General features: G+C 65.3%; 12 protein-coding genes. 6 read left to right on the forward strand and 6 right to left on the reverse strand.

Translation table 11 applies throughout. From position 1 onward, the window contains the following. Window positions 1-6 precede the first annotated feature (6 nt). The 6 genes from narH to GJV37_RS01250 all read left to right on the forward strand — a co-directional run bounded on the left by narH (window position 7) and on the right by GJV37_RS01250 (window position 6,540). Window positions 7-1,554 carry a nitrate reductase subunit beta gene (gene narH, locus GJV37_RS01225; RefSeq protein ID WP_193452097.1) on the forward strand — a complete coding sequence of 516 codons (1,548 nt, stop codon included), beginning with the start codon at window positions 7-9 and terminating at the stop codon, window positions 1,552-1,554. A 17-nt stretch (window positions 1,555-1,571) separates the two neighbouring features. After that, window positions 1,572-2,312 carry a nitrate reductase molybdenum cofactor assembly chaperone gene (gene narJ / locus GJV37_RS01230; RefSeq protein ID WP_170860133.1) on the forward strand — a complete coding sequence of 247 codons (741 nt, stop codon included), beginning with the start codon at window positions 1,572-1,574 and terminating at the stop codon, window positions 2,310-2,312. A gap of 2 nt (window positions 2,313-2,314) precedes the next feature. Further along, window positions 2,315-3,001: a respiratory nitrate reductase subunit gamma gene (gene narI / locus GJV37_RS01235; protein ID WP_170860125.1), complete on the forward strand. Its 687-nt coding sequence runs from the start codon at window positions 2,315-2,317 to the stop codon at window positions 2,999-3,001. 118 nt (window positions 3,002-3,119) lie between these two features. Further along, window positions 3,120-3,938, forward strand: coding sequence for a peptidylprolyl isomerase (locus GJV37_RS01240; protein WP_084359855.1), 819 nt, complete (start codon window positions 3,120-3,122; stop codon window positions 3,936-3,938). A 221-nt stretch (window positions 3,939-4,159) separates the two neighbouring features. Continuing rightward, the gene (gene moaA / locus GJV37_RS01245) at window positions 4,160-5,146 is read left to right on the forward strand and encodes a GTP 3',8-cyclase MoaA (RefSeq protein WP_170860124.1); all 987 of its coding nucleotides are present in this window, start codon (window positions 4,160-4,162) and stop codon (window positions 5,144-5,146) included. Between the two features lie 599 nt (window positions 5,147-5,745). Continuing rightward, window positions 5,746-6,540, forward strand: coding sequence for an ABC transporter substrate-binding protein (locus GJV37_RS01250; RefSeq protein WP_169891277.1), 795 nt, complete (start codon window positions 5,746-5,748; stop codon window positions 6,538-6,540). 667 nt (window positions 6,541-7,207) lie between these two features. On the opposite strand, the gene GJV37_RS01255 is transcribed toward GJV37_RS01250, so the two are convergent. The 6 genes from GJV37_RS01255 to GJV37_RS01280 all read right to left on the reverse strand — a co-directional run bounded on the left by GJV37_RS01255 (window position 7,208) and on the right by GJV37_RS01280 (window position 15,235). Beyond that, window positions 7,208-7,831, reverse strand: a complete 624-nt coding sequence (locus GJV37_RS01255; protein ID WP_065086693.1) for a helix-turn-helix transcriptional regulator — start codon at window positions 7,829-7,831, stop codon at window positions 7,208-7,210. Between the two features lie 78 nt (window positions 7,832-7,909). Then, the gene (locus GJV37_RS01260; protein ID WP_193452098.1) at window positions 7,910-9,040 is read right to left on the reverse strand and encodes an NAD(P)/FAD-dependent oxidoreductase; all 1,131 of its coding nucleotides are present in this window, start codon (window positions 9,038-9,040) and stop codon (window positions 7,910-7,912) included. A gap of 13 nt (window positions 9,041-9,053) precedes the next feature. Continuing rightward, window positions 9,054-10,001 carry an ornithine cyclodeaminase family protein gene (locus tag GJV37_RS01265; RefSeq protein WP_193452099.1) on the reverse strand — a complete coding sequence of 316 codons (948 nt, stop codon included), beginning with the start codon at window positions 9,999-10,001 and terminating at the stop codon, window positions 9,054-9,056. Window positions 10,002-10,130: 129 nt separating this feature from the next. Next, window positions 10,131-12,089 (reverse strand): methyl-accepting chemotaxis protein, encoded by a 1,959-nt coding sequence (locus GJV37_RS01270; RefSeq protein WP_038803579.1) that lies wholly within the window; start codon window positions 12,087-12,089, stop codon window positions 10,131-10,133. A gap of 332 nt (window positions 12,090-12,421) precedes the next feature. Next, entirely contained in the window at window positions 12,422-13,981 is a 1,560-nt protein-coding gene (gene rhlB, locus GJV37_RS01275; protein WP_037007867.1) for an ATP-dependent RNA helicase RhlB, read from the reverse strand. A gap of 96 nt (window positions 13,982-14,077) precedes the next feature. After that, a complete protein-coding gene (locus tag GJV37_RS01280) occupies window positions 14,078-15,235 on the reverse strand; it encodes a dipeptidase (RefSeq protein WP_170860121.1) in 1,158 nt (385 codons plus the stop codon). Between the last annotated feature and the right edge of the window lie 21 nt (window positions 15,236-15,256).

Raw genomic sequence — 15,256 nt, forward strand, 5'->3', positions numbered from 1 at the left:
ACTGCCATGAAAATTCGTTCGCAAGTCGGCATGGTGCTGAACCTCGACAAATGCATCGGTTGCCACACCTGCTCCATCACCTGCAAGAACGTCTGGACCAGCCGTGAAGGTGTCGAGTACGCCTGGTTCAACAACGTCGAAACCAAGCCTGGCATCGGTTACCCGAAAGAGTGGGAGAACCAGGAGAAGTGGAAGGGCGGCTGGAAGCGTAACGCCGACGGCTCCATCGTCCCGCGCATCGGCGGCAAGTTCCGCGTGCTGGCGAACATCTTCGCCAACCCGGACCTGCCGGAAATCGATGATTACTACGAGCCCTTCGACTTCGACTACCAGCACCTGCACACCGCGCCCAAGGCCCAGCACCAGCCGGTGGCCCGCCCGCGCTCGCTGGTCTCCGGCAAGCGCATGGAGAAGATCGAGTGGGGCCCCAACTGGGAGGAAATCCTCGGCACCGAATTCGCCAAGCGCCGCAAGGACAAGAACTTCGACCAGATCCAGGCGGACATCTACGGCGAGTACGAAAACACCTTCATGATGTACCTGCCGCGCCTGTGCGAGCACTGCCTGAACCCGGCGTGCGTGGCGTCGTGCCCGAGCGGTGCGATCTACAAGCGCGAGGAGGACGGCATCGTCCTGATCGACCAGGACAAGTGCCGCGGCTGGCGCATGTGCATCAGCGGCTGCCCGTACAAGAAGATCTACTTCAACTGGAAGAGCGGCAAATCCGAGAAGTGCATCTTCTGCTACCCGCGCATCGAGGCCGGCCAGCCGACTGTCTGCTCGGAAACCTGCGTGGGCCGCATCCGCTACCTCGGCGTGCTGCTGTATGACGCCGACCGCATCCACGAAGTAGCCACCTGCGAGAACGAGCGCGAGCTCTACCAGAAGCAGCTGGAAATCTTCCTCGACCCGTTCGATCCGAAAGTGATCGAGCAGGCGCGCAAGGACGGTGTGCCGGACAGCGTCATCGAGTCCGCGCAGAAGTCGCCGGTGTACAAGCTGGCCATGGACTGGAAGCTGGCCCTGCCGCTGCACCCGGAATACCGCACGCTGCCGATGGTGTGGTACGTGCCGCCGCTGTCGCCGATCCAGAACGCCGCCTCCGAAGGCCACATCGGCAGCGACGGGGTGATTCCGGACGTCGAGTCCCTGCGCATTCCCGTGCAATACCTGGCCAACCTGCTCACCGCTGGCGACACCGCGCCGGTGCTGCTGGCCCTCAAGCGCCTGCTGGCCATGCGCGCCTACAAGCGTTCCGAGCACGTCGAAGGCAAGCAGGACCTGGCGGTACTGGAGAAGGTTGGCCTCAGCGTGAACCAGGTGGAAGAGATGTACCGCTACCTGGCGATCGCCAACTACGAAGACCGCTTCGTCATCCCGACTGCCCATCGCGAAGAGGCGCTGTCGGATGCATTCGCCGAGCGTTCGGGCTGCGGCTTCAGCTTCGGTAACGGTTGCTCTAGCAGCTCTGGCAGCAATTCTGGCGTCAACCTGTTCGGCGGCAAGGCCGTGGACCAGCGCAACGTCATCCAGACCGTGCAGATACAGGAGTGACGACCATGGCCATCTCAATGGAAAGTCACAGCCAACTGCTCAAGCTCAGCGCGCTGATGCTCGACTACCCGCGCGTCGAACTGCGCGAGGAAAGCCTGGCGCTGCATGCGCTGATCCGAACCTGCGACCTGCCGGAACAGCAGCGCGACGGCCTCGCCGCGCTGCTCAACGAGCTGTGCAAGGGCGACATCCTCGACGTCCAGGCCCGCTATGACGGCCTGTTCGAGCGCGGTCGCTCGGTCTCGCTGCTGCTCTTCGAACACGTACACGGCGAAAGTCGTGACCGTGGCCAGGCGATGGTCGACCTGATGGACCGCTACACCCAGGCGGGCCTGGTTATCGACGTCAACGAGCTGCCGGACTACCTGCCGCTGTACCTGGAGTTTCTCGCCCTGCAGGACGCCGAGTCGGCCCGCGTCGGCCTGGCCGAAGTCGCGCACATCCTCGCGCTGATCGCCCTGCGCCTGGAAGAGCGCGGTAGCGCCTATGCGGCGATCTTCAACAGCCTGCTGGAGCTGTCCGGCGAGCAGCCGGACCTCGGCGCGCTCAAGCGCGACCGCGAGCAGGAAGTGCGCGACGACAGCCTGGAAGCCATCGACAAGGCCTGGGAGGAAACCCCGGTGAGCTTTACCGAGCCCGCCGCCGGTTGCCCGTCCACCAGCGCCCGCCGCGTGTCCACGTCCGCCGAACAACCCATGCAGTGGGTCGCCCAGCCGGTGCCGCAGATGCAGTACCGGGCGGCCAGAGAAGGAGTCTGAACATGTCCCTCGATCTTTTAGCGTTCGGGATCTACCCCTACGTCGCGCTCGCCATTTGCCTGATCGGCAGCTGGGCGCGCTTCGACCTCTCGCAATACACCTGGAAAGCCGGCTCCAGCCAGATGCTGAGCAAGAAGGGCATGCGCGTATACAGCAACCTGTTCCATGTGGGTGTGCTGTTCATTCTCGCCGGCCACTTCGTCGGCCTGCTGACCCCGCACTCGGTCTACGAGCACCTGATCAGCACCGAGCAGAAGCAACTGCTGGCGATGGTTTCCGGCGGATTCTTCGGCATCCTCTGCTTCATCGGCCTGACCGGCCTGATCCTGCGCCGCCTGACCAACGAGCGCGTACGCGCCACGGGGAATGCGTCGGACCTGATGATCCTGCTGGTGCTCTATGTCCAGCTGATCCTCGGTCTGTCGACCATCGTCGCCTCCACCCATCACCTTGATGGTTCGGTGATGGTCATGCTCGCCAACTGGGCGCAGTCCATCGTCACCTTCCAGCCGCTGGCCGCGGCCGAGGCCATCGCGCCGGTATCGCTGGTCTACAAGCTGCACGTGACCCTGGGCCTGACCCTGTTCGTGCTGTTCCCCTTCACCCGCCTGGTGCACATCGTCAGCGCTCCGGTGTGGTACTTCGGCCGCCGCTACCAGGTCGTCCGTACCAAGCGTCGCGCCGTGTGATGAAGCGGCGGATAACGCTGGCGCGTTATTCGCCCTACCTGATGCTCTTCCCCCTCTCCCTTCATGGGGGGGACGCCCAGTTAGAGGGTCGGGGAGAGGGTTACTGGAGGTAATCGAAATGAGTTGCTCCCACTACGAAGCCAAGGTCGAACACGTCGAGCTGCCTGCCATCTCTGTCAACGGCGTCGCCATCGCCGAGGACGAACTGGCCCGCGAGCTGCAATACCATCCTGCCGCCAGCCACGCCGAGGCGCTGTACTCCGCCTGCCGTGCCCTGGTGGTGCGCCAACTGCTGGTGCAACGCGCCGCAGAGCTTGGCGTGATGGGGCAGGTCGAGGAGGGCGAGGCCGCCGAAGAGGCGAATATCCGCGCCCTGATCGACCGTGAAGTCGGCGTACCCGAGGCCGACGAAGCCAGCTGCCGGCAATGGTACGAAGCCAACCCGACTCGCCTGACCTCGCCCTGGCGCATGCGTCTGCGCCATGTGCTGCTCGGCTGCGCGCCGGATGACCTGGAAGGCCGCGCCAAGTCCCGCGAACAGGCCGAGGAACTGCTCGCCGAACTGCGCGAGCATCCCGAACGCTTCGCCGAAAAAGCCATGCGCTTCTCCGACTGCCCGTCGAAAGACGAGGGCGGTGAGCTGGGCTGGATCGAACCGGGACAGACCGTTCCCGAGTTCGAGAAGCGCCTGCTGCAACAGCAACCCGGCCTGCTCGGCCATCCGCTGGAAAGCCGCTACGGCCTGCACGTGGTCGAGTTGCTAGAGCGTGAAGGCGGAGAGCCGCTGGACTTCCAGCAGGCGCGCCCGCGTATCGCCGGCTACCTTCGCGCCCAGGTGCTGCAGCGCGCCGTCAGCCAGTACATCAGCGTGCTGGCCGGCGAGGCGCGGATTGATGGTTTCGTCTTCGACGGGGCGGAGTCGCCGCTGGTGCAATGATCTGTTACGCAGCCCCCTCACCCCAACCCTGGCTACGCGCCCCGCTCCGGAGGGAGAGGGGGCTGTCCTCTGCCCTATGAGAGGTCGTATCGGTGTGCGCATCGGCACTTCCTTTGTTGCAACGTCAGGCGAGAGTCGTACTCGCCGCTGCTTCGATCTGCCCCCTCTCCCTCTGGGAGAGGGCTGGGGTGAGGGGTAGTGGTGTCCAAGGAGCTAAAACCATGTCCGAATGGATCGACGGCCAAGGCCGCAAGATCGACTACCTGCGCCTGTCCGTGACCGACCGCTGCGACTTCCGCTGCGTCTACTGCATGTCGGAAAACATGCGCTTCCTGCCGCGCCAGCAGGTACTGACCCTGGAAGAGATCGAACGGGTAGCTCGGCTCTTCGTCGAGCGCGGCGTGAAGAAGCTGCGCCTTACCGGCGGCGAACCGCTGGTGCGCCCCGGCATCGTCCACCTCTGCGAACGCCTTGCTGCGCTGCCCGGCCTGCGCGAACTGTGCTTGACCAGCAACGGCTCGCAGCTCATCCGCTTGGCCGGCGATCTGAAGGCGGCCGGCCTTTCCCGCCTCAACATCAGCCTCGATACCCTCGATCCGCAGCGCTTCGCCGCCATCACCCGCACGGGTCGTCTGGAGCGGGTATTGCGCGGTATCGACGCCGCCCAGCAGGCCGGCTTCGAGCGCATCAAGCTCAACTGCGTAGTGATGAAAGGCCGCAACGCCGACGAGGTACCGGCGCTGGTGGACTACGCCATCGCCCATGGGCTGGACATCAGCTTCATCGAGGAAATGCCGCTGGGCCAGGTGGGCCGCGAGCGTGAGGAAAGCTTCTGCTCCAGCGATGAAGTCCGCGCGCTGATCGCCGAACACCACGAACTGCTGGACAGCGCCGAACACAGCGGCGGCCCCGCGCGCTACGTGCGCCTGGCCCAGCATCCGGGCACGCGTATCGGCTTCATCTCGCCGCATTCGCATAACTTCTGCTCGACCTGCAATCGCCTGCGACTGACCGCCGAAGGTCGCCTGCTGCTGTGCCTGGGCCACGAAAACTCCCTGGACCTGCGCGGCCTGCTGCGCCGCCATCCGCTGCATGACGAGCCCGTTCTCGAGGCCCTGCGCGGCGCCCTGCAGCGCAAGCCGGCCCGCCACGAATTCACCGTGGGTGACGTGCAGGTGCTGCGCTTCATGAACCTCAGCGGCGGCTGAAACAGACCTCCCTTGGCGGGCCTTGCGCCCGCCCTTTGCCTTGCTTGCATCCATCGCCAGCTAACGCTGAACTCTGCCTCCACGCCGATCAGCCCCCTCTCCCCTTGGGAGAGGGTTGGGGTGAGGGCGGCCCTTGCTCCAGGTTTTCAAGCGCAGCGCTTTACTCCAAACAAAAGAAAAGCCCCTGCGACATGAGCGTATCGCGGGGGCTCTGGGCATCTGCCAAAGGTATAACCGTGGAAGCTACGGTAAATCATGCGAAAGAATCGTTTCGAATCCTCCTCGGATCGCCTTGGAACGCTTCCCAGACTAAGGCTGTAGCCCAGCGCGCGACATTCCTCCGAAGGAGTAGGGCTGCGGTCGCAAAAGGGAGTGTGCCGTGCGGTCGCAGGGCGATTGACGTTGTGTACTTTTTAGTCCAGATTGGATTTTAAGTTTACGCGCCAGTGCGCGTGGACGAACGATAACAAGCTGGTCGCCTGGGTCAGGGCAAGGCAATGCCGCTGCAACGCGCCACGTTGCGCCCCTGGACGAATCACAAGACACCGATACTTCTCTGCCAAGACGCAGCGGCCGGCCGCCCGGCCCTGTCACCGAACATGCCACGGAGTTCATCGATGAATCGCAAAGCCCTGCTGGGCGGCCTGATGCTGGCCGCTTTCGCCACCTTCTCCCACGCCGACGACAAGCCGCTGCGCATCGGCATCGAGGCGGCGTACCCGCCCTTCGCCTACAAGACCCCTGAAGGCGGCATCGCCGGCTTCGACTACGACATCGGCAATGCGCTGTGCGAAGAGATGAAGCGCAAATGCCAGTGGGTCGAGCAGGAATATGACGGCCTGATCCCCTCGCTGAAGGTGCGCAAGATCGACGCCGCGCTGTCCTCCATCACCATCACCGAAGAGCGCAAGCACTCGGTGGACTTCACCCACAAGTACTACTTCACCCCGGGCCGCCTGGTGATGAAGGAAGGCTCGCAGCTGGACGAGCAGTTCAGCCAGCTCAAGGGCAAGAACATCGGCGTGCAGCGCGGCTCCACCGCCGACCGCTTCGCCACTGAAGTGCTGGGCAAGGCCGGCGCCAACGTGGTGCGCTACACCAGCCAGGACGAGATCTACCTGGACCTGCTGGCGGGTCGCCTGGATGGCACCTTCGCCGACTCCATCCCGCTCGAAATCGGCTTCCTGGAAACCCCGCGCGGCAAGGGCTTCGCCTTCATCGGTCCGGAGTTCAAGGACCCGAAATACTTCGGCGAAGGCGCCGGCATCGCGGTGCGCAAGGGCAATACCGAACTGGTCGGCCAACTGAACGCCGCCATCGACGCACTGCGCGCCAGCGGCAAGTACAAGGAAATCGAAGGCAAGTATTTCAAGAGTGATATCTACGGGGACTGATTTGCCCGTTGAGTTGCAGCTAAGGCCGCCTTCGGGCGGCCTTTTTCGTTGCGCCGAAATGCTCTTCGTAGGATGGGTGGAGCGAAGCGATACCCATGCTGTCCATGCGTTGGGCCCGACGTCCGTGCTGGGCGTAGCTGTGTCCGGTCTGGTAGGGCGGATAACGCCTATGGCGAAATCCGCCAATCTTTCGTGTTTCTGCGCCGCTTCGGTTTGCTCGGATGTATTGGGTTTCGCCCCCTCGGGCGACCTCCTTTGGCAAACGACCCAAAGTAGGCAAAGGTCTTGCCCCTCCATCCGGTTTTTCGCTTAGGCGAAAAATGCCCTCGTTGAACCGAAGTTTCAGGGGCACGCCACGACGGGCCATCCCTGGCCCATCGTGGCTCTCGCGACATCCATGTCGCTCAACCCCCGAAACTCCGCTTCAACGAGGCCTCCTGAAAGGGGCGATCGGCGTGCGCGGATATTTCTCTGGAAGACTTTTAAAAGCCAAAGTTGGATTGGAAGCAGGCTCTCGTGGGGGCGGACTCCGTCCGCGATTGGTGTCGCAACGTGTCGTGAGGTTCGCGAGCAAGCTCGCTCCTACAGGTAGCCGGAACTTACGGTGCGCCTTTGTAGGAGCGAGCTTGCTCGCGAACCGGAGCGAAAAGCGTGGAAAAGAGTCGGCTCACACCTCCTCCTTCAACTCCTTCAGATGTTTGTACACCGTCGCCCGGCCCATGTTCAGCACGTTGGCCACATAGTTCGCCGCGCTCTTGCCCTTGAACGCGCCCTCCGCGTGAAGGGCCAGGACCAGCTCGCGCTTGTGATCACGGCTGAGGGTGGAGAGGCTCAGCTGGCGCTGCCGTAACCAGGCATGGAGGAAGGTGTTGATGCGCTCCTGCCAGTCATCGCGGAATAGAGCGTCCGGCTGCGGGACAATCTTGTTCGAGGAGAGGAACAGGTCGAGCGCCGCCTTGGCGGTCTCGAACAGGGTGATGTTGAGGTTGATGCACAGCACTGCCAGCGGTTCGCCCCTGGCGTCGCGCAGCACGGTGCTGATGGAGCGGATCTTCTGGCCGTCCCAGTTGAGCTTCTCGTAGGGGCCGATGTTGCGTTCGTCGTGGCCGCCTTCGAGCATGTCTTCCAGCGCCGAATCGTCGCCGATCTCGCGCTTGGAGATGTTGTTCGCCAGGTACGCCACGCGCTGGTTGCGCAGGTCGTGGATGACCACTTCGGCGTGGGGGAAGAACAGCGCGGCGATGGCGTCGGCGATGGCCTTGTAGTTGTCCAGCGGATCAGCGGCGGTCATGGGCAAGGCTCTCGAAGGCGATGAAGCGGGCGCTGGCGAGTGTGCCGCAAGCGCCCGCGGGCTGTCACGGGCGACGGCTCACTTGGCCAGCAGGCGTGCGGGGGAGAGCATCTCGGCGCTCAGGCCGTGGCGGGCCAGGTGCTCCGGCAGGGCTTCATGGCGGATCAGCGCGGCGCTGGCTTCGCCCATGGCGGCCGAAGTCTGGATGCCATAGCCACCCTGGCCGGCGACCCAGTACAGGCCGGGCGTGGCCAGGTCGTAGCCGGACACCAGGTCGCCGTCGGCGAAGAACGAGCGCAGGCCGGCCCAGGTGTGGCTCGGGCGACGGATGCTCAGCGTGGTGTGTTCCTCGATCTGGTAGATGCCCATCGCGATGTCCAGCTCTTCGGGCTGCACGTCGTGGGGTTCCACCGGGTCGGCGTTGGCCGGCGAGCCGAGCAGCATGCCGGCGTCGGGCTTGAAGTAGAAGGACTCGTCCAGGCTGACCAATACCGGCCAGGCATGGCTGTCCACGCCTTCCGGCGGGCTGAACAGGAAGGCGGCGCGGCGCTTGGGTGTCAGGCCCAGAGGGGCGGCGCCGGCCAACTCGGCGATCCTGTCGCACCAGCCGCCGGCGGCGTTGACCAGCACCGGCGCGCGGTAGGTCTGCTGCGCGCAGCGTACTTCCCAGGCGTTGCCAATACGGTTGATTTCCAGGGCTTCGCTGTCCAGTTGCACGCTGCCGCCGTTGCGCCGGATGCCGCGCAGGTAGCCCTGCAGCAGGCCATCGGTGTCGATGTCGGCGGCGCTGGGGTCGAGCATCGCGCCGTGGACTTTCTCGCGGCGCAGCACCGGGACGATGGCGCAGGCTTCATCGGCACTGAGCAGGCGCATCTGCGGCACGCTCGCCTTTGCACTCTCATATTGGCGCTGGAGTTCCTCCGGGTTGCCTTCGAAGTCCACGGTCATCTCGCCCCGCGGGGTGAGGATCGGGTGTTCGACGAAACCTTCCGGCGGATTGTCGAAGAAGGCACGGCTGGCGGCGGTCAGCGCACGTACCTGCGGCGTGCCGTAGGCGACGGTATAGAGCGCTGCCGAGCGGCCGGTGGAGTGGTAGCCGGCGTGGGACTCGCGCTCCAGCACGGCGACCTTGCCGTGGCGGGAGAGGAAGTAGCCGGTGGAGGCGCCGGCAATGCCGCCGCCGATGATGAGGAAGTCGACTTCGATCATGTTCGTCTCCGGCTCAGGCGTTCTTGCGTTGCAGATGGTAGAGCGCATTGGCCAGGGCGACGTCTTCCAGACCCAGGCCGATGGAGCGGAAGAAGGCGTGGCGCTGGTAGTCCGGCTTGGCGGCGCGAGCGCTGACCAGCTCCGGCAGGTCGCCGAGGATGTTGCCATCCCAGCCGTGCTCCTCGCGGGCCAGACGCATTTCGCCGGCGGAGGCCGGGGTGGTGGCGCGGTAGTCGCAGTACACGTCCATCTGCGACAGCGACTGCGGCGGGACTTCGTGAGCGCGAGCGACGTTGGTGCTGATGGAGGTGATCAGCGCCGGCTTGGACAGGATCGACGGATCGAGCACCGGGGTGCCGGACGAGGTGCACAGCAGCACCACATCGGCGTCGGCCACGGCGGCTTCGACACTGGTGGCGGGTTCTGCGCGGGAATCGATGGCGCCGAACTGGGCCAGCACGCCGGCGTTCAGGTTCGGCGAGTAGACGCGGATGCTCTGCCAGTCCCGCAGGCCGGCGACGTAGCGCAGGTGTGCGCGGGCTACCGGGCCGCTGCCGACGATGGCCAGGCGCTTGGCGTCCGGACGGGCCAGTTCCTGCACCGCCAGGGCGGTGGTGGCGGCGGTGCGCGCGGTGGTCAGGCTGCCGGCGTCGCACAGCAGCAGCGGCTGGCCGCTCTCCATGGACATCAGCAGGCTCCACGCGGTCACCAGCGACTTGGGCTGGCGCACGATGTACGGCGAGGTCTTCACGCCGTAGACCTTCTGCGAGGCCAGCACGCCCAGGTAGTTGATGAAGTCGCCGCCGCCGTGGGGGAATTCCACCAGTTGCTGCGCGGGTTGCACGGCGCTGCCGGCGGCCAGTTCGACGAACATGTCGCGCATGGCCTGGAGCACGTCGACCTGTTCCAGCAGGCGTTCGGCGTCAGCCTGGTTGAGGGTGAAAGGCGTGGCGGCGGACATGGCGGGACTCCAGAAGTGGATTTATTTTTCCATTCTGGACTCTATTGTCTTTATCGACAAGCGCGCCTGGTCGGATGGGCACCTTTTAGGAGCGAGCTTGCTCGCTCCTAAAAGGTGAGACGCTCGGGTTTACAGCTTGAACTGCGCCACCAGCTCTTCCTGGCTGCCTGCCACGCGGCGCAGGTGTTCGCCACAGTCGCGGGTATGCGCGGCGGTCTTGCGGTTTTCCACGGTCATGTCGCTCAGCCGGTGCATGTGCTGGTTCACTTCCTGGGTCGTCGCGGCCTGCTGTTCGGCGGCGGCGGCGATCTGGAAGGCCATGGCGTGCACGCCCTGTAGGGACTCGTCCAGTGCGCCGAGGGCTTCGATCACCGCCTGGGTGTCCTGCTCCAGGGTATGGGCCTGCTCGCTGGCGCCGCTCATGCTCGACTGCGCCTGGACGGAGGAGTCGCCGAGGCTGCCGACGATGGCGACGATCTCGTCGGTGGCGCTGCGGGTGCGCTGGGCGAGGCTGCGCACCTCGTCGGCGACCACGGCGAAACCACGGCCCGCCTCGCCGGCGCGGGCGGCTTCGATGGCGGCGTTGAGGGCGAGCAGGTTGGTCTGCTCGGCGATGGAGCGGATCACATCGAGCACCGAGCCGATCTGCTGGCTTTCGCCAGCCAGGGTCTGCACGACGCCGTCGGCCTGGCGCAGGCCGACCAGCAACTGGTCCTGGCGGCCGATCATGTGCTGCAGGGTACCCTGCATGGCGACGAAGGCCTGGCGCGCGGCGGCGCTGCCGTCGGCACTGCGGCTGGCGCTGCCGGCGATTTCCTGCACGGTGGCGGCCATCTGGTCGACGGCGCTGACCACCATTTCCAGCGCTTCCTGCTGCTGGTCGAGGTGGTTGCTGGTGCGTCCGGCGGCGTCGAGGATGTCGCCGCTGGCATCGCCCACGGCCTCGCTGGCCTGGCGCAGGCGCTCGACCACCTGGCGCCAGGCCGTGGTCATTTCGCGCAGGGCCTGCATCAGGCCGCTGCTGGCGCTGGCATCGTCGCTCAGGCGCAACTCGCCGTTGGCCAGGCGCTGGGCCAGCGCCGCCATGCTCGCTGGTTCGCCGCCCAGCGGGCGCATCACGCTGCGGCTGACCAGCCAGGTGCCGGCTGCGACGCCGAGCAGGGTCAGGACGCCGAGCACGAGGATTTGCCACATCAGCTTGCGCACCGGGGCGAAGGCCTGGGCCTGGTCCATTTCCGCCACCAGTGCCCAGTGCACACCGTCGAGGTTCAGCGGGACGAAGGACTTCAGTGCCGGTTCGTTGCTCAGGCCAACCTCGGCGAGCCGGCCCTGTTCGCCGGCCAGGGCTTTGGCGATGGCCTCGCCGGGCAGGCTGGTGGGTGTCTCCTTGTCGCGGCGTACGTGGTGGTCGGCAAAGCGCACCGAGTCCGAGCGCAGGCTGCCGTCGCCGCCTACCAGATAGGTTTCCCCGGCTTCACCCAGGCCCTGGCGGTTCTGCATCACCTCGTTGATCGCCGCCAGCGGCAGCTCGAGCACCAGCAGCAGTTGCAGCTTGCCGTTGTCCTTGATCGGCGCGGCCAGCCATTGCACCGGCTGCTGGTCGTTGGGCGCCTGCTCCAGGTCGCTGATGCTGGCCTTGCCGCTGTCCAGCGCGGTGCGGATGAACGTGCCGAAAGCGGTGTCGCGCCATTGCGGATCACCGATGTTCTGCTGGTAGTCGACGCCGCGGCCGAGGCTGAACACCACCTTGCCGTCACCGGCCACCAGGCGCAGTTCGCGGTAACCGAAGGTCTTGATGAAGTTCTCGAACACCGGGCGGTCGTAGTTGGCTGTGGTGACCAGGGACTCGCTGTCCAGCCCGGCGTAGTTGCTGCCCAGGTTGGTGGCGAGGCTGCTGAGCTGGTCGTTGCGGGCCTTCCAGGCGTCCATCAGCTGTCGCTGCTTGATGCTGGCGACCGCCTCCAGGGCGTTGAGGCTTTGTTCTTCGAGGGCCCGGCTGGCCTGGAGATAGACCACGATGGCCATCACCAGGACGGGGATCAGGCCGACCGAGAGGAAACTCAGAGCAAGTTTGGCGCGCAAGGGCATGGGAGGATTCCGACGAGTTCTTGGAATTGTTCTCGCGTGCTTTGCAAGAAGCGTGCGAATTTTTTTACGTCTGTAAATAAAACTGAGCGGAAATGGCCGGGGCGGGGCTGATTTCGTGACAGGGATGGCGCGGTGCCATTGTTTGCGGGGAATCCCGCACGGTCGTCCCAGCGGGTCCGGCGGGAAAAACCCGAGGCTCTGGCGCGGGGACCGGCATGTGTTTCAGCGGAGGAGAGGGGTGACGTCACCGGACGTAACGTCGATGGAAACAAAAAAGGCGAAGCCAGGTGGCTTCGCCTTGTTTTGGAGCAGAAAGCTGGTGCAGCGGCGGATCAGTGCTTGCGCGGAACCGGCTTGAGCAACTCGGTGGGGGGCATCTCGCAGTTGATCTTGCGGCCCAGCAGTTCCTCGATCGGCGGCAGGGCGAAGGCATCGTCCTCGCCGGCGAAGCTGATGGACGTACCAGTGCTGCCGGCGCGGCCGGTACGGCCGATGCGGTGCACGTAGTCGTCCGGATCCTCGGGCAGGGTGAAGTTGATCACGTGGCTGATGCCGTCGACATGGATGCCGCGGCCGGCGACGTCGGTGGCGACCAGCACGCGGATCTTGCCCTCGCGGAAGCCTTCCAGGACCTTGATGCGCTTGTGCTGCGGCACGTCGCCGGACATCTGGGCGGCGCTGATGCCGTCCTTGGTCAGGCGTTCCTCGATGCGCCGCACTTCGTCCTTGCGGTTGGCGAAGACCATTACGCGGGTCCAGTCGTTCTGCGCGATCAGGTTGTACAGCAGCTTGTACTTGTCGCTGCCGGCAACGGCGTAGACGTGCTGCTCGACGGTATCGCTGGCGACGTTCTCCGGCTCGATCTCGACGATGGCCGGGTCGACGGTCCACTGCTTGGCCAGGTTCATCACGTCGTCGGTGAAGGTGGCGGAGAACAGCAGGGTCTGGCGTTCGCCCTTGTAAGGGGTCTGGCGGATGATCTGGCGGACCTGCGGGATGAAGCCCATGTCGAGCATGCGGTCGGCTTCGTCCAGTACCATCACCTCGACCATGTCCAGGTGCACCTCGCCGCGCTGGTTGAAGTCCAGCAGGCGGCCTGGGGTTGCCACGAGGATGTCGCAGAAGCGCGATTCCAGGGTCTTGAGCTGTTTGTCGAAGTCCATGCCGCCGACGAAACTCATGACGTTCAGGCCGGTGTACTTGGCCAGACCGACGGCATCCTTGGCGATCTGCACCACCAGTTCGCGGGTCGGCGCGATGATCAGCGCACGCGGCTCGCCCATGTAGCGCTCTTTGGGCGGCGGGGTCTGCAGCAGTTGGGTGATGATCGAGATGAGGAACGCGGCGGTCTTGCCGGTGCCGGTCTGGGCACGGCCGATGGCGTCCTGGCCGCGCAGGGTGAAGCCCAGTACCTGCGCCTGGATCGGCGTGCAGTAGGGGAAGCCCAGGTCATGGATGGCATGCATCAGACGCGGGTCGAGGTTGAAGTCGTGGAAACGGGTCTTGCCTTCGGCCGGCTCGACGACGAAGTCTTCCAGCTTCCAGTTGTCGACCACCGGCGGGCGCGGCTTGCGTTCGCGGCGCGGCTTGTCGGCCCTGGGCTCGCGGGGCTTGTCGGCGCCTTCGGTCTTTGCGGGCTCGGCCTTGGCTGCCTGGTCGCGTTTTTCGCCACGTTCACCTTTGTCGGAACGCTCGGCGCGGGGTTTGTCGCTCTTCGGGCCGCGGGCCGGTTTCTCCGCGGATTCGCCTTCCGGGCGCGGGTTGCGCGGTTTGCGCGGACGTCTTTCACCGCTCTGGGCGGGCTTTTCTGCGGCGGGAGCGGGGGCCGCTGGCGTGGCCACGGGTTGCTCGCCGTCGCCCTTGCTGAAGATTTTCTTGAGTGCTTTAAGCACGGCTGTCTCGTGTTGGTTAAGGAATGAACGGCCGCCAGTGTAATGCAAGATGCCCGCAGGGCGAAGTGCCACGGGCATCCTGCCTATTGACTTGGCCTACGGAAGGCTCTCCAGCAGCAGCCGGCGCACGTTGCCGCCCATGATCGCGGCGATGTCCTGGTTGCTGAAACCGGCCTTCGCCAGGCCCTGGGTCAGCTGTGCCAGGCCGGTGGTGTCGAAGGGCGCGTTCACCGCACCGTCGAAATCGGAGCCCAGCGCGATGTGCTCGACGCCCACTTTATCGGCCGCGTAGCGCATCGCATTGACGATGGCGTCCACGGATGTCTCGCAGACCGCGCCGTCCCAGTAGCCGATGCCGATCACCCCGCCGGTGTTGGCGATGCCGCGCAGGTGCGCGTCGGTCAGGTTGCGCGGGCCGGGGCAGGTGCCCGCGACACCGGTGTGGGAGACGATCACCGGGCGCTTGGCGATGGCCAGCACGTCGTCGATCAGCGGACGCGAGGCGTGGGCCAGGTCGATCAGCATTTTCTTTTCTTCCAGGCGCGGGACGACCTGGCGGCCGAACTCGGTCAGCCCGCCTTTCTTCAGGCCATGGGCGGAGCCGCCGACCTCGTTATCGAAGAAGTGAGTCAGGCCCATGATGCGGAAACCCGCATCGTACATGCGGTCGATGTTCTCCAGCTTGCCTTCCAGCGGGTGCAGTCCTTCGGTGGCGAGCACGCCGGCGAGGCGCTTCGGGTCCTTCTGCCAGGCAGCGAGGTAGCGGGTCAGGTCGTCGCGGCTGCGGATCAGGGTGAGCTTGCCCTGGCTGTCGGCGGCGGCCTTGTCGAGGAGTTCGCCCTGATACAGGGCGCGTTCGAGCAGGCTGTTCCAGGTGCGCGCCGGCCAGCGCTGGGCGATGACCAGCGGGGTGATGTTGTCGCTGTCGGCGCTGTTGCTCTCGTAGTTCAGGCCGCGCGGGGTCTTGGTGACGGTGGAGAACACCTGCAGGCCGACATGGCCTTCGAGCAGGCGCGGTACGTCGGTGTGGCCGTGGTCGTGGCGGTCGAGCAGGTTGCGGTCCCAGAGCAGGGCATCGTCGTGCAGGTCGGCGACGAACAGCGTCTGGTGCAGTGCCTGGGCCTCGGACGAGGCGGGGTAGGGCGGCGGGCTGGCCACGGTGTTCATCTTCCGGTCCATATAGCCCGGCAGGTTGAAGAAGATCCCCAGGCCAACGGCCAGCAGGATGAGCAGGACGATCAGCAGTTTGCGCATGTCAGCTTCCCAGCTTTGTTG

It is taken from the genome of Pseudomonas nitroreducens, assembly GCF_010994165.1.
GTDB classification, from domain to species: Bacteria; Pseudomonadota; Gammaproteobacteria; order Pseudomonadales; family Pseudomonadaceae; genus Pseudomonas; species Pseudomonas nitroreducens.

Excerpts from the sequence above, each read along its gene's own strand:
- narH (WP_193452097.1), top strand. The coding sequence starts at position 7 with ATGAAAATTCGTTCGCAAGTCGGCATGGTGCTGAACCTCGACAAATGC.
- narJ (WP_170860133.1), top strand. The coding sequence starts at position 1,572 with ATGGAAAGTCACAGCCAACTGCTCAAGCTCAGCGCGCTGATGCTCGAC.
- narI (WP_170860125.1), top strand. The coding sequence starts at position 2,315 with ATGTCCCTCGATCTTTTAGCGTTCGGGATCTACCCCTACGTCGCGCTC.
- GJV37_RS01240 (WP_084359855.1), top strand. The coding sequence starts at position 3,120 with ATGAGTTGCTCCCACTACGAAGCCAAGGTCGAACACGTCGAGCTGCCT.
- moaA (WP_170860124.1), top strand. The coding sequence starts at position 4,160 with ATGTCCGAATGGATCGACGGCCAAGGCCGCAAGATCGACTACCTGCGC.
- GJV37_RS01250 (WP_169891277.1), top strand. The coding sequence starts at position 5,746 with ATGCCACGGAGTTCATCGATGAATCGCAAAGCCCTGCTGGGCGGCCTG.
- GJV37_RS01255 (WP_065086693.1), bottom strand. The coding sequence starts at position 7,831 with ATGACCGCCGCTGATCCGCTGGACAACTACAAGGCCATCGCCGACGCC.
- GJV37_RS01260 (WP_193452098.1), bottom strand. The coding sequence starts at position 9,040 with ATGATCGAAGTCGACTTCCTCATCATCGGCGGCGGCATTGCCGGCGCC.
- GJV37_RS01265 (WP_193452099.1), bottom strand. The coding sequence starts at position 10,001 with ATGTCCGCCGCCACGCCTTTCACCCTCAACCAGGCTGACGCCGAACGC.
- GJV37_RS01270 (WP_038803579.1), bottom strand. The coding sequence starts at position 12,089 with ATGCCCTTGCGCGCCAAACTTGCTCTGAGTTTCCTCTCGGTCGGCCTG.
- GJV37_RS01280 (WP_170860121.1), bottom strand. The coding sequence starts at position 15,235 with ATGCGCAAACTGCTGATCGTCCTGCTCATCCTGCTGGCCGTTGGCCTG.